Origin of the sequence: Flavobacterium sp. 270 (assembly GCF_004368785.1) — a bacterium.
Taxonomy (GTDB): Bacteria; Bacteroidota; Bacteroidia; order Flavobacteriales; family Flavobacteriaceae; genus Flavobacterium.
This window is the reverse complement of record NZ_SODM01000006.1, coordinates 43423-58521: the sequence shown is the minus strand read 5'-3', so window position 1 is coordinate 58521 and position 15099 is coordinate 43423. Positions and strand designations below refer to the sequence as shown.

Here is a 15099-nt window from a genome sequence, read left to right as displayed (position 1 = left end):
TATATTTATAGCCGGTTTGAAACTATTCAGACCGGCTATATTTTTGGAGGTGTTTTTACTATCAATGTACTTTGTCCATATCCTGCCCAAATACCTATTCCTCCTTTAATATTCGATTTTAGACTTGTATTAGCAGGATAAATTGGGTTTTGGCTATTAACAATCTCATTTTGCCAGCTGTTCCAGAAATCCAAAGCATCTTTGTTTTGTGTTCTTAATTTTACATAAATTAAATCTCCATCTGCAAAATAAGGTGTGAATTTCGTTTTAGGAAAAAGCAGTACTCCTCTATTAATTTGTACAGAAACAGCTGATTCTTTAAAATTTTTATCATCTAAATTTCCATAAAATGCAGGAACAAAAATAGGTTCTTCTCCTTCAATTTTTGTAGCAAGCTGATAGTAGTTTTTTTCGTTTATTGGGTCATCAAATTTTACAAATACATAGCCTGTAGTATCCACCGCATTCTTCTTTATATACGATGCACTTTTTAGTTCAACACTTTTTGGTATTGTTGTTACTGCTTCAATTACACGATTTAAATATTCAATTTTTAAAGAATACTCTTTTCCTGCTTCTCCTTTTACAACTGATCCAAAATACACAAATGGAGGCACTCTGTTTTTATCATTTTTCACTCTTAAAACCTCTGAAGTTACACCATCAGAAATAGTAATTTTTGCTGATCGTATTACATGGTTTAAAACATTTGTAGAGTCTATAACATCTGTAACCGGAATACTGTTTGATAGCAGAACTTCAGCAAAATCACCTTCTTCAATCCATCCTTCTACTACAATTTTAGATTCAAGACTTGCTTGAGTACTAAAATCATCTTTAGAACAACTGATTATAATTAATGCGAAAAGAAATAGAATGTATTTTTTCATCCTTTTAAAATTTAAATCTCCAGCTTATTGAAGACAGAATTCGATACAAAACCTTCTTTTCCTGTCTTACAATTACGTTGTTTTTATCTTTATTAACCTGCACATCCAATACAACATATATAGGATTCTCCAGATTAAAAGTATTGTAAATTGAAAAATTCAGAGCACTTTCTTTTTTATTTGTCTTTACAAAAAAGTAATTTATAGAAAGATCTGTACGAATATAATTTGGCATTTGTGCGTTATTGTATTCCGAATATTCTTTTACTGGATTATTATTTATAAAATACCAGGATGTTGGCATTGTAAAGCGATTTCCTGAACTAAAGATTTGGGTTACGCCAAAATTCCATTTTGAGTTTAAATCATACATTCCTACCAACGAAAGATTATGACGCCTGTCATATTTAGCAAAATAAGTATTCCCATTATTAAGCTCATCAAAATTCCGGTCAGACCAGCTCAAAGTATAACTCAGCCAGCCGGTAAACTTTCCGTTATTTTTTCTAAGCATCATTTCAAAACCATAAGCTTTTCCTTTGCCAACAAGCAAATCGTTTTTTAATGTTGTAATTTCATTAAACTGAGTTACTCCGTAAGGATACTCCAGCAAATCCTTCATATAACGATAAAATCCTCCAAAAGAAGAAGCTAAATTCTTTGAAATATTCTGATTAGAACCAATAGAAAATTCATCAGACGATTGAGGTTTTATTCCATCTGAACTTGCAATCCAAAAATCTGTTGGAATTCCGACGCTAGAAGTTGTTATCATACTCAAATATTGGTACTGTCTGTTATACGAGCCATAAAAAGAATATTTATCATTTGTCGTATAATTCAACAGAACACGAGGTTGAAAATGCAGATAGGAATCTTTTGAACCCGAAGTATAGTAATTAATTCGAAGACCAATTTCAGCATTTAAATGATCTGTCAACTTTGGTTTAATAGTAGTAAAAATTGCAGCTTCATTAGCATTAATAATACTATTTTGTGCTGTATTATTAGTATCTGTCAAATTCTCTACATTCACTTTTTGAGGTTGTAAATCATGATAAACGTATTGAAATCCTGACTCAAAAGGAACATTTTTAATTAAATAACGAACTGAATTATTAAACCCAAAATCTTTAACATAAGAAGAAACTCCAAACTGAATTGTAGCTTGCTCCATCCTTAAATCATTAGAATATTGACTCAAATAAACCGAGTTTGACATACTTACATTTGTCGAAAATTTCGTAGCCAAAGTTGGAGAAACTGTAAAATTATTCCACTTCAAACTAGTTCTTAAAGCAAGGTTTCCATCTTTAATTTTTAACTCATCAGCACTAACAAAGGCATCAACAGAAAGCAGATTATCTTTAGAGATTTGAGACACAAAAGTAAAATTCCCGTCTGAAAATCCGTATTTCATATCCTGAACATCATTATTCTTTGAGCTTGAATTTAATATTGGCGCAATGATTTCGTCTATATACGTTTTTCTTCCTGAGATATAAAAACCAGATTTTTCGGAAATCGGAACAGCAAATGTTAATTGAGAAGCTAAAACTCCAACATTTCCCTGGATTTCAAATTCTGATGGTATTTTTTTATTCGGAATCAATACTGTTGTAGCGCTTAGGCGCCCTCCATATCTGGCATTAGAACTTGATTTATCAAATTCAACTTCTTTAATATGATCGGTATTATAAAAAGGAAAAACACCTAATAAGTGCGACATTCCATAAATTGGAGTTCCGTCATATAATATGGCATTATGTCCCGGATCTCCTCCTCTAACATACAAATAGCAATTAGCATCACCAGAATTTTGAACTCCTGGCGTGAGCTGTAAAATTTTTATAATGTCCGTAGTTCCAAGTACAGTGGGCACGGAAGATAATTCTTTTAAATTGAATGATAATTTGCCCCCTGACAAAGTGGTTATACCGTTTTTTTTATCATTAGAAATAACAACTTCTTTTAAAAGCGAAATATCTTTCTCTAAAACAATTGAGATTTCGGTATTTTCCTTTAAATCAATCTGAACAGTTTTTTCAACATAACCCAATTGATCAAATAGGATAGTGACTTGTCCTACAGGAATATTTTCAGAAAAATTACCAAGAGTATCTGTTATAGCATAATAACTTAAATTATTAACTGTAAAAGAAATGCTTACTCCAACTAAATTTTCATGTTCAGAAGATTTTATATTACCACTAATCACAGCCTTTTGCTGTGCAAATAAATTGGAAAAGCAGAATAAACAAAAGAGGGTAATTATTTTCAACACTTAATTTTAATAAGAAAAGTGCGAAAATAAACAATTATAACCCAATTACATCAGGTTATAATTGTTTTAATTGTATCTTATTTTAGTTTTTGCAAATACATATTCACAACATTATCCAAACCTAGATAAAGCGCTTCTGCAATTAAAGCGTGACCAATAGAAACTTCTAATAATCCCGGAATATTTTGTTTAAAAAACTGAATATTATCTAAACTCAAATCATGTCCGGCATTTATTCCCAAACCTAATTCATTGGCTAATACTGCTGCTTTTACATAAGGATCAATTCCGTTTTTATTTCCCAAATCATATTCGTGAGCAAAAGCTTCGGTATACAATTCGATTCTGTCTGTTCCAGTTTTTTTAGCTCCTTCTATCATTTCTAAAACCGGATCAACAAAAATTGAAGTTCTGATTCCGTTACGTTGAAACTCCTGAATAACTTCCGTTAAATAAGATTCATTTTTAATCGTATCCCAACCGGCAGAAGAAGTAATTGCACCAATTGCATCGGGAACCAATGTTACTTGATCGGGTTTGCATTCTAAAACCAAATCGATAAAATTATGCTGTGGATTTCCTTCAATATTATATTCGGTTGTAACAATTGCTTTTAAATCTCGTGCATCCTGATAACGAATATGTCGCTCGTCCGGACGCGGGTGAATGGTGATTCCCTGACCTCCGAATTTCTGAATATCGGCTGCTACTTTTAGTAAATCAGGAACATTTCCGCCGCGTGCATTTCGAAGCGTTGCAATTTTATTGATATTTACACTTAACTTTGTCATATAAATAGATAATTAATTCTAGTAACACTATATTTGTTACGACAAAAATACAAAGTAAAACACAGCAGTTTTTGCTATTTTTTGATTATTTTGCAGAAAATATCTTCCGTTGACCTATGACAGAAATTACGAACTATATCACCAATGATTTCAGAGCGATTGACAGCCAGGAAACAATAGCAGCTGTTCAGGATTTTTTTGCCGACTTAAATTTTTCGCATTTCCCAGTTTTAGAAAATGGAATTTTCATTGGAAGTATTGCTTCTGATGATGTTGAAACTTTTGATACAGACAAAAAAGCCATTGATTATAAATATACGCTGGAACGTTTTTTTGCCCGAAAATCGATGATCTGGCTGGACGTTTTAGAGGTTTTTTCAAAAAACCATACAAATACAATTCCGGTTCTTGATGAGAATAACCTTTATGTAGGTTATTATGAAATGGAAGATATTATGAAGTTTTTTCAGGAAACTCCATTTTTAAAAGAACAAGGCGGTATTATCATTGTTCAAAAAGGGCTTTTAGATTATTCTATGAGCGAAGTAACTCAGATTGTAGAAAGTAATAACGGTAAGATTCTGGGTTGTTTTGTTTCTGAAGCTGATTTAGAAAATGTTCAGATTACGGTAAAAATTGGTTTAGGTGCTATGAATGAAATAATTCAGACCTATAGAAGATATGGTTACGAGATTATTTCAGAACATCAGGAAGACACTTATATAAACAGCTTAAAAGAACGTTCTGATTATTTAGACAAATACCTTAATATATAAATTAGAAAATTGGTCAATGAGAAAATTAGACAATGATCTCAACTAATAAATTATCAAATTAAACATTTCTCATTATCTAATTACAACGATGAAAGTAGCCATATACGGACAGTATTATCAAAATAGCACAGAGCCAATTATTAAGGACATTTTTCTGTTTTTCAATACCAATAATGTAGAAATGGTAATTGAAGATAATTTTCTAAAAATGCTTTATGATAAACAGCTTATTAAAAAAGAGTACGAAACTTTTTCGGCTAGTACTACTTTAGACAGCAGCTACGAAATGCTTATCAGTATTGGCGGTGACGGAACTATTTTAAGAGCAGCAACTTTGGTCCGTAATTCAGGTATACCTATCTTAGGAATAAATGCAGGAAGATTGGGTTTTTTAGCAATGGTGCAAAAAGATAATGTGGATAGTTTTTTACAATATGTAATTGATAAAAATTACACTATTTCTGAAAGAACATTATTAAGCATTACTTGCGAGCCTAAAAACGATGCTATTCCCGAAGATTTGAATTTTGCAATGAATGAAGTTACTGTCAGCAGAAAAGATACTACTTCGATGATTACAGTAGATACTTATTTAAATAATGAATATTTAAACTCTTATTGGGCAGACGGACTAATCGTTGCTACACCAACAGGTTCTACAGGATATTCTTTAAGCTGTGGAGGTCCTATTTTAACACCAGCTGTACAAAGTTTAGTAATTACTCCAATTGCTCCTCATAACCTAAACGCCAGACCACTTGTTATTCCAGACGATACCGAAATTAAACTTCGCGTTTCAGGAAGAGAAGATCAATACTTAATTTCTTTAGATTCCAGAATCGCTTCTGTAAAAAACGAATCGGTTTTGAGTATTAAAAAAACTGACTTTAAAATAAAGATGGTAGAGATTCCGGGCGAAACTTTCTTGAAAACTTTAAGAAATAAATTGCTTTGGGGAGAAGACAAAAGAAATTAAGCTTTTTTCTGATTCTGTACTATACGATATACCCCCTTTTCTCGTTCTGCTTGTAGTGAATCATCATTAAATGTCTCAAAATCATAATGTAAATTGAAAAAAAAGCACATTTATGTAAAGGAACGTTGATTCGTATTGATAATTATTATATTTGCACGCAATTTTTAATTAAATGAAGAAAATTTTTAATTTATTGTTATGTTTTTTTCCCTTTATTACACTAAACGCTCAGATTAATGAGCTTGGTGTTTTTCTTGGTGGAAGCAACTATGTTGGAGACATTGGAAGCACTACTTATATTGCTCCCGAAAAACTAGCCTTTGGTATTTTGTACAAATGGAATAAAAGCCCGCGACACTCGTACCGCTTTTCTTATACACAATCTACTATTACAGCTAATGATTTCGACTCCAAAGAAACAGGAAGAAACAAAAGAGGTTATCGTTTTGACAATAATATAAAAGAGCTTTCTGCTGGGCTAGAATTCAATTTTTTCGACTTTAATCTTCATGATTATCATCAAAAAGTTACACCTTATATATATTCAGGCTTGAGTTTCTTTATTTACGATGGTTTATACCGTTACGACGCAAGTCCAAACGTAGTTCGATCTGTAAATTCAAATGAGTTAGCTATACCTATTATATTAGGTATAAAATCAAACGTAACACCAAACTTTGTTTTGGGACTTGAAGCTGGAGTACGTTATACCTTTACAGATAATATTGACGGAAGTAATCCTAATACTAACAATCCAAACATTATGAAGTTTGGAAATTTAAATAACAATGACTGGTATGTTTTCTCAGGTCTTACTCTAACGTATACCTTTGGACTTAAACCTTGCTATTGCGCAGATTAAAATGAATTTACTAGACTCTATAGATCACAAAAATTTACCCCGACATCTGGCCATCATCATGGACGGTAATGGACGCTGGGCCAAACAACAAGGCTTTTTAAGAGCGTTTGGTCACGAAAACGGAACAAAATCTGTAAAAAAAACAATTACAACTTGTGCTAAACTTGGCATTGAGTACCTAACATTGTATGCTTTTTCGACAGAAAACTGGAATCGTCCAAAATTAGAAGTTGAAGCATTAATGAAAATTTTAATTAATGCATTAAAAAAAGAGCTTGTTACCCTTCAGGAAAACAACATCAAACTTAATGCAATTGGAAATCTGGACAAACTACCAAAATCAGCTCAAAAAGAACTTTTAGACGTTATTGACAAAACTAAAAATAACACCCGCCTTACGCTAACACTTGCTTTAAGTTACGGATCACGAGAAGAATTGGTAAATGCCGTGAGAATCATCAGTGATAAAGTTAAAAATAATATAATTTCAATAGACACTATTGACGATTCAATTATAAATGAGCATCTTTACACGCAAAATTTACCCGACGTAGATTTATTAATAAGAACAAGTGGAGAACATAGAATCAGTAATTTTCTGTTGTGGCAGATAGCCTATGCAGAGTTATATTTTACTAATGTGTTATGGCCAGACTTTAAAGACCAAGATTTATATGAGGCTATTATTAGTTATCAAAAAAGAGAACGTAGATTTGGAAAAACCAGTGAACAAATTAAATAATTTCTTAGTGTTACAAAAAAGAATTCAAATAGCCCTTACCCTAATTCTTTTGGGTAGTTTTTCACAAATAAAAGCACAAGATAAACTTCCTTTTGATCAGGGAAAAAAATATATTCTTGCTAAAGTCTCTGTTGTTGGTAAAATAAGCTTCAACGAACAAACCGTTGTTACATTCTCAGGTCTTCAAAAAGGACAGCAAATCACAGTTCCCGGTGAAGAAATAAGCAGCGCAATTAAAAAATTAGGTAAACTTGGCCTTTTTGACGAAATCTCATTTTATGTAAATAAAGTTGAAAATGACAGTATCTATTTAGATTTAGATATCGTTGAACTTCCGAAATTAAATGAAGTTAAATTTGTAGGAATAAAGAAAAGCAAAGTTGAAGGATTAATTAAGGATAACAGCTTAACTAAAAACAAAATCGTAAACGAAAACTTAATTACTACGACTAAAAACTACATTGAAAATAAATATAAAAAAGAAGGTTTTTATAACACTAAAGTTACTATAACCAATACTCCCGATACCATAAACGGACACATGGTAAACATGCTTGTTCGCGTTGATAAAGGTGATAAAGTAAAAATCAGCAGCATTGATTTTACTGGCAATACACAACTTACAGACAGCAAATTAAGAGCTGCGATGAAGGACACAAAACAAAAGAATATTATTCGTGTTTTCAAAGCTTCAAAGTTTATTCCTGAAAAATACAAAAGCGACTTAGAAAACGTCATTGCCGCTTACAAAGAAAAAGGATATCGTGATGCCCGTATTCTTTCAGACTCTGTTACTTATGACAAAGCAAAAAACAAACTTGCTATCAAAATTAATCTAGAGGAAGGAAATAAATATTACTTCGGAAACATTAAATTCTTAGGAAATACTGTTTATTCTGATCAATTATTACACCGCTATTTAGGGATCAAAAAAGGAGAAACTTACAATGGTGTTTTACTTGAAAAAAGAATTGCAGACAAAAAGAATCCAGAAGCAGACGATATTACCAATTTATACCAAAACAATGGTTATTTATTCTCTAACATCAATGCTGTTGAGGTAAAAACTGCAAACGATACAATCGATTTTGAAATTAGAGTTACAGAAGGTCCTATTGCTTATTTTAACAAAATAACGGTTGTAGGAAATGATAAAACCAATGACCACGTTATTTATCGTGAGTTAAGAACTAAACCGGGAGAAAAATACAGTAAAGAACAGCTTGTAAGAACAATTCGTGAGATTGGACAATTAGGTTTCTTTGATCCTGAGGCAATCGATCCGAAGTTTAAAAATGTTGATGCAGCTGCAGGAACAGTTGATATTGAATATAATGTTGTAGAAAAAGGATCTAGCCAGGTTGAGCTTCAAGGAGGTTACGGTGGTGGAGGTTTCATCGGAACATTAGGATTATCATTTAACAACTTCTCAGCAAGAAAATTATTTGATAAATCTGCTTACAAACCGCTTCCTATGGGAGATGGTCAGAAAGTTGCACTTCGTTTACAAGGAAGTACATACTTCCAAACTTATAGTGTTTCCTTCTCTGAGCCTTGGTTTGGAGGAAAAAAGCCAGTACAATTTAGTTCATCTATCTCATATAGTAAACAATTTCTGAATAATTATATTACCAGAACTGTTGATAAAAGCAAAAGTTTTAATATTTTTACAGTACAAGTTGGGTTAGCAAAAAGATTAACAGTGCCGGATGATTATTTTGTTCTTTCACAATCTGTTAGTTACCAACATTATGATTTAAATAATTATAATACGGGTCTATTTACATTTGGTAATGGAGCGTCAAGAAACTTAGCGTATACAATTGGACTTTCAAGAAGTAATAAAGGGGTTAACCCAATATTCCCAACGTATGGTTCAGAATTTAGTATCTCTGCGAAAGTTACTCCTCCGTATTCATTGTTTAGCGGAATTGATTATGGTGATTTAAAAAATGAAAAAGAATATAAATCACAATATACTGGTGAAAATACAACAGGAGCAGACGGTCAGCCTCTTAACAAAGGTGACTATATTAAAGCTACTTCAACTGGCGGAACTGTAAGTGTTGGTTCTGACTTTGCAAGTGCAGATACAGATGTAGCAAAAGTCGATCAGAAAAAATACAATTGGCTTGAATACTATAAAATTAAATTTAAAGGTGACTGGTATACTAAAGTTTATGGTAAGCTAGTTTTAAGAACATTAACAGAATTTGGTTTCTTAGGAGCATACAATCAAGAAAGAGGCGTTGTACCATTTGAACGTTTCTACTTAGGAGGAGATGGAATGGCGAATTACTCAATGGATGGTAGAGAAACTATTCAGTTGAGAGGTTATCCAAACAACTCATTAACTCCGGTTAATGCTAATGGAGAACAAATTGGGGCAACTATTTATAACAAATTCTCTATGGAGCTGCGTTACCCAATTACATTAAAATCCTCTGCATCAATTTATGCCTTAACATTTTTAGAAGCAGGATCATCATATCCTACATTTAAAGATTACAACCCATTTGACTTGAATCGTTCTGCAGGTGCCGGTTTACGTGTATTTATGCCAGCATTTGGATTATTAGGTATTGACTTTGGTTATGGTTTTGATGCACTTCCAGGTCAAACAAAAGCTAATGGTTGGGAAACTCACTTTATCATTGGACAACAATTTTAGAGAAACAGCGTTTGGTTAAAAATCATCAAATAAAGTTATGTTATGAGAAAACAATATTTATTTATATTTTTAGCCTTGATTGTAGCGAGTACAAGTCAGGCTCAAGGTAAAACGACTAGGATTGGTTACATTGACATGGAGTATATCCTGGAAAATGTTTCTGATTACAAGGAAGCCACAGCACAATTAGAGTTAAAAGCTCAAAAATGGAAACAAGAAATTGAGGCCAAAAAAACAGACATTAATACCTTAAAAGAAGGTCTCAAAGCAGAAAAAGCTTTATTAACTAAAGAGTTAATTGATGAAAGAGAAACTGAAATTAAATTTCTAGAAGACGAAATGCTGGATTATCAGCAAAAACAATTCGGAGCTAATGGAAATTTAATTCGACAAAAAGCAGCTTTATCAAAGCCAATACAAGATCAGGTTTTTACAGCCGTTCAGGATATTGCTGAAGCTAAAAATTATGATTTTATTTTTGACAAATCATCGGATTTAACGATGCTTTTTAGTAATAAAAGATTTGACATCAGCGATCAGGTTATACGTGTTTTAAACAGAACTGATAAACGTGAGCAATTGACTAAAAAACAATTGAAAGATCAGGAGAAAAAAGAAAATCTTGAAAACGCAATTGACGAAAATCCAGCAATGGCCGATCGACAAAAAGTACTGGATGATAAAAAAGCAGCCAGAGAAAAGCTAATTCAGGATAGAAAAGCAGAACAAGAAGCGAAGAAAAAAGAATACGAAGACAGAAGAAATGCTATATTAGCTGAAAGAGAAGCTAAAAAAAATGGCACGGTTTCTGAAACAGCTAAAACAACCAACACTGCAAAAACAACTGATGGAACAGCAAAACCAGCAACAACAACTACTGGAACTGATGCAACAGCAAAACCTGCAGCAACAACTGGAACAGAAACAACAACGGAGCCAGCTGCTCCTACGAAAGCCGAAGAACGACAAAAATTGTACGAGGAGCGTAAAAAAGAACTAGAAGAGAGAAGAAAGAAAATATTAGAAGAGAGAGAGGCGGCTAAAAAAGCAAAAGAAGCCGAAACACAAAAACCTAATACGACCAATAATTAATTAATATTTTAAAAATGATGAAACAAATCAAAACTTTACTAATTGCTGCGATATTTATTTTAGGAGCAAGTAACACAATGAACGCACAGGCGAAGGTAGCCCATGTTGATGTCAGCGAGATTATGTCGAAAATGCCTGCAATGCTTGATGCTCAAAACCAATTGCAAAAATTAAGTGGGACATACGATGCTGAATACAAAAAAATGGTTGACGAATACCAAGTAAAAATCAAAAAGTACGAGGCTGAAGCTGCAACTGTTACTGATGCTATCAACGGAGAGCGTTCTAAAGAAGTTCAGGATATGCAAAAAAGAATTGTTGATTATAGAGACAATGCTCAAAAAGAACTTCAACAAAAAGAAACTGATATCGTAAAACCATTAATGGAAAAAGTTAAAGCTTCTATCCAAAAAGTTGGTAAAGCAAAAGGTTTCCAATATGTGTTAGATGGTTCTACTCTTTTATTAGCTGATGGTCCAAACATTACTGCTGATGTAAAAAAAGATTTAGGATTCTAATAAACGGATTCAATTATATTAAAACTGTTCATTTTCTTCAAAGAATTTGAGCAGTTTTTTTTTACAATTAATTAAAAATAAAAAAAGAAATAAATTCTAAAATTTCAATTAATTTGTAGGATAAATTTATTTCAAAAAACACTAATTTTGTATCATGACAAACAACAATCCTATAGGCGTTTTTGATTCTGGTATTGGAGGAACTTCAATCTGGACTGCGATTCATGATTTACTTCCAAACGAAAAAACAATTTATTTAGCCGATAGTAAAAATGCCCCTTATGGTCAGAAAACCAAAGAGGAGATTGTTGCATTGAGCAAAAAAAATGTTGATTTATTACTCGAAATGAATTGCAAATTAATTGTTGTGGCTTGTAATACCGCTACCACAAATGCAATTCGAGAACTTCGTGCAGATTACGATATTCCGTTTATAGGAATTGAACCAGCTATTAAACCAGCTGCGAATAATTCTAAAACACAGGTTATTGGTATTTTAGCTACTAAAGGAACATTAAACAGTGAGCTTTTTAATAAAACTGCAGAGATGTTTCAAAACACCACAATAATCGAACAGGTTGGTTTTGGGCTTGTACAACTTATAGAAGATGGAAATCTCTATTCTCCAGAAATGACCCAGCTTTTAGAATCGTATTTGGTTCCTATGATTGATGCCAATATTGATTATTTGGTTTTAGGATGCAGTCATTACCCCTACTTGATTCCGCAGATCAAAAAAATACTGCCGGATCACATTCAAATTATTGATTCTGGTGAAGCTGTTGCAAGACAAACACAAAATTTGCTGCGAGAAGTAGGTTTTAGTGATGCTGCAAAAAGCGAACCTGAGTTTTATGTAAACTCAGATCCGAGAGTTTTAGAATCGATTTTAGAATATAAATATCCAGTAGTCAAAAAAGACTTTTAGGTCTTATTCAAATTTACGTTTTACGAACCAAATTCCGTCAAGCGATAAATTGATTGAGATTTTATGATAATTCTCTTTTATTAAATCATTGGCAACCCTTCCCCTTTGTCCGTACGAATAGGAAATATTCAGGGCCGAATATGTATTTTCTATAGGCAAAGAAAGTCCGACAGAAACCGATGCATTATTAACCCTTTTTCCGTCTACTTCAAGATAACCGGTATCAAAATTTGCTCCCGCCAAATACTGTATTCTATCCCAATAACTTCGGATATTCTTTTTCGTATTATAAGTAAATCCAAGTGCAAATCGGTCTTGATTTACAAAATTTCCGTATAACTCAGATTGTCTGGTATCGTTCCATAAACTCTTTTCATAATCTAAGGTCATGTTCAAATTATTTTTGAAACGTTTACTAATCCCTACTCCAATTTCTAATGGCATATAATAATCATCTACATCAGATGCTGCTTCGGATTCTATTGTCGTTACCACATCGTCTGATACCGTTTGAACAGATTGCACTTTTGAAGCTTTAATTTGAGCCGGAATTTTAAAAGTTGTAGCAATTGTTAAAGTCGAATCGATTTTATATTGTGCGCCAAGTGTTGTACGCAAACCGTTGTAGTCTGTCTTTTTATGAATATTGGTCAGCGAATTCAAAATAAGAAAGGTTCTGTCATCAACCGTATTTCCAAACAATACAGTTGCCGTTGCTCCTAACGATAATTTCTTCCCAAATCGGTAACCGTATGAAAAATCCAAATTATTAAGTCCGCCAGAACCTGTTGCACTTAAATAATAAAATTCCTGACTGTCTGTAATGGGCAGTTTAAGATTGGAGATTTTAAATGCCGCGCTGGAATACGGACGTAAAGCAACACTGAAACCTGAATTTTTGGTAACCGGAAAAGCAAATGCTAAATGAGAAAATTGAAAATTATTACGCTTTTCTGTTTTCGTACTGCTTTGGTATGTCGTTGCAATTGCTTTACCTCCAATATCAAACATAAAATGATTTTGAGGCATAAAACCCAATGACGCCGGATTTAAATTGTTTATAAAAGTATTTGACGGCAATGCCATTCCTGATGAACCAATTGAAGGCAGCGGGCCAAAATCTGAATCGTAAACACTTCCTAAACCATATAATGAATAAGGAGAACTTGAAATGCTTTGCGAAAATGAAGTCAGCGACATCAGAAGGAAAAAGCTAAAAAAAACTATTTTATTTTTCATTTAATATGAGATGTAATAAATTTTCAATTGAATTTTATTCTCCAAACGTTTTTGATCTCCTAAAACAATTCTATTTACTGCTTTAGAAATTGCTGGTAAGGTAAGAATGAGAGAAGATCGGGAGTCTGCCTGTTTGAGCATTTCTTTCTGAAGAAAATTACCAATACGAACCGAGTAACCTACATTTTCGTTAAACTCATCGCTCTTTTTATTTAGAATACCATAAACAGCAGTTCCGGCAGAATTTGCGAGCGAACCGCTTATTCGATTTAAATTATCGCCTACATAAACTTTTAAAGAGTCGGATAAAGGATATTGTTCTGAATAAGAATTATTGACCGGTTTTAAGATCAATTCGGCATCCACTATTGCTCCGTTATTTGCAATATACTTAAGCTGTTTTATATTGGGAAAATCAAGCCTGCAGGCGACGCCGGTTCCGGCCTGGATAAATCCCTGATGATTGGTTAATAAACTAGAGAGTTTACTGCTGGAAATGGGCAGATTTTGAAGCAGTGTTCCTGTTTTATTTAATGAAATAGAATTAAACTGCTTCGCAATATCGGCAATAGTAAAATCTATAAAATAAGGAGTTTCTTCTGTATCTGCCTGATATTTGGAATAATACAATCTTACTTTGCTTGTTGCAACACTAAAACCAATTACACTCGAAGAATTAGAAGTAGCAGGAACCAAAACCAGTCCTTTTAGATATTCGGTAAAACTATCAAAATCGGTAATTTCTCGTTTCTTAAATTTCTGAAAAAGTGCGGCGCCAAATTCACTGCTCATTTTTATATTGATAGAATCTTTTTCTGTCGGTCGTGGTTTATATGAAATTGTACCAAGACTTTCGTCGCTGTAGCTTAAAGTTGAATTGTTATAAAAACTATCATCGTCTGTATTCGGTTTCACTTTTTGAGTTAATCGATGAATATCAAACGTCTGCACTTTTGTAGTATCTCCGTAATGGTAATTGTTATATTTTAAAATCATCGATATAGAATCAAAAACATAATTGACTGCTTCTGTATCGGATCCCGAATTGTTTAAGGCATAAGTCTCTGTAGACAATTGAAAATAGCTGTCTGATTTTACTTTCCCAAAAATAGGATCATCATAATTACCAATTAAAATTCGGCTTTGACTTGAAGTAGCAAGCGAATCAAAATTTATGGTAGACATATCCACCGTAACCGTATCAATCAAGATAACTTTATTGCTTAAAGCCAAGTAATCAGAACCCACAACAAATTCGCCGGCATCTGTATCGGTTCCGCATGAAATAAAAGTGATGGCGAAAAAGAACATCAATATAAACTTGTACATA

At 32.8% G+C, this 15099-nt stretch carries 13 protein-coding genes; 8 read left to right on the top strand and 5 right to left on the bottom strand.

Annotation, left to right across the window (positions count from 1 at the left end; genetic code table 11):
- Positions 1 to 35: 35 nt before the first annotated feature.
- The 3 genes from EV144_RS19665 to EV144_RS19655 all read right to left on the bottom strand — a co-directional run bounded on the left by EV144_RS19665 (position 36) and on the right by EV144_RS19655 (position 3965).
- A complete protein-coding gene (locus tag EV144_RS19665) occupies positions 36 to 890 on the bottom strand; it encodes a DUF4249 domain-containing protein (protein ID WP_134150864.1) in 855 nt (284 codons plus the stop codon).
- 4 nt (positions 891 to 894) lie between these two features.
- On the bottom strand, positions 895 to 3108 hold the full coding sequence (locus EV144_RS19660) for a TonB-dependent receptor plug domain-containing protein (protein ID WP_243854718.1): 2214 nt from the start codon (positions 3106 to 3108) through the stop codon (positions 895 to 897).
- Positions 3109 to 3251: 143 nt separating this feature from the next.
- Positions 3252 to 3965, bottom strand: coding sequence for a pyridoxine 5'-phosphate synthase (locus EV144_RS19655; protein ID WP_134150862.1), 714 nt, complete (start codon positions 3963 to 3965; stop codon positions 3252 to 3254).
- 116 nt (positions 3966 to 4081) lie between these two features.
- Between EV144_RS19655 and EV144_RS19650 the strand changes: the two genes are divergently transcribed.
- The 8 genes from EV144_RS19650 (at position 4082) to murI (ending at position 12530) form a co-directional block, all read left to right on the top strand.
- Positions 4082 to 4741: a CBS domain-containing protein gene (locus EV144_RS19650; RefSeq protein ID WP_134150861.1), complete on the top strand. Its 660-nt coding sequence runs from the start codon at positions 4082 to 4084 to the stop codon at positions 4739 to 4741.
- 88 nt (positions 4742 to 4829) lie between these two features.
- On the top strand, positions 4830 to 5717 hold the full coding sequence (locus EV144_RS19645) for an NAD kinase (RefSeq protein WP_134150860.1): 888 nt from the start codon (positions 4830 to 4832) through the stop codon (positions 5715 to 5717).
- Between the two features lie 172 nt (positions 5718 to 5889).
- Positions 5890 to 6579 carry a DUF6089 family protein gene (locus EV144_RS19640; protein WP_134150859.1) on the top strand — a complete coding sequence of 230 codons (690 nt, stop codon included), beginning with the start codon at positions 5890 to 5892 and terminating at the stop codon, positions 6577 to 6579.
- A 1-nt stretch (position 6580) separates the two neighbouring features.
- Positions 6581 to 7321, top strand: a complete 741-nt coding sequence (locus EV144_RS19635; RefSeq protein WP_134150858.1) for an isoprenyl transferase — start codon at positions 6581 to 6583, stop codon at positions 7319 to 7321.
- Positions 7254 to 9992 carry an outer membrane protein assembly factor gene (locus EV144_RS19630; RefSeq protein WP_134150857.1) on the top strand — a complete coding sequence of 913 codons (2739 nt, stop codon included), beginning with the start codon at positions 7254 to 7256 and terminating at the stop codon, positions 9990 to 9992. The genes EV144_RS19635 and EV144_RS19630 overlap by 68 nt, the downstream gene beginning before the upstream one ends.
- Positions 9993 to 10034: 42 nt before the next feature.
- Entirely contained in the window at positions 10035 to 11084 is a 1050-nt protein-coding gene (locus tag EV144_RS19625; protein ID WP_134150856.1) for an OmpH family outer membrane protein, read from the top strand.
- A 14-nt stretch (positions 11085 to 11098) separates the two neighbouring features.
- Positions 11099 to 11602 (top strand): OmpH family outer membrane protein, encoded by a 504-nt coding sequence (locus EV144_RS19620; protein WP_410501179.1) that lies wholly within the window; start codon positions 11099 to 11101, stop codon positions 11600 to 11602.
- Between the two features lie 154 nt (positions 11603 to 11756).
- Complete coding sequence (gene murI, locus EV144_RS19615; RefSeq protein WP_134150855.1) at positions 11757 to 12530, top strand: glutamate racemase; 774 nt, start codon at positions 11757 to 11759, stop codon at positions 12528 to 12530.
- Between the two features lie 3 nt (positions 12531 to 12533).
- Here the strand turns inward: murI and EV144_RS19610 are convergent, their stop codons facing one another.
- Positions 12534 to 13769 (bottom strand): aromatic hydrocarbon degradation protein, encoded by a 1236-nt coding sequence (locus EV144_RS19610; RefSeq protein ID WP_134150854.1) that lies wholly within the window; start codon positions 13767 to 13769, stop codon positions 12534 to 12536.
- On the bottom strand, positions 13770 to 15098 hold the full coding sequence (locus EV144_RS19605; RefSeq protein ID WP_134150853.1) for a DUF4270 family protein: 1329 nt from the start codon (positions 15096 to 15098) through the stop codon (positions 13770 to 13772). It abuts the gene before it with no gap.
- Position 15099 lies beyond the last annotated feature (1 nt).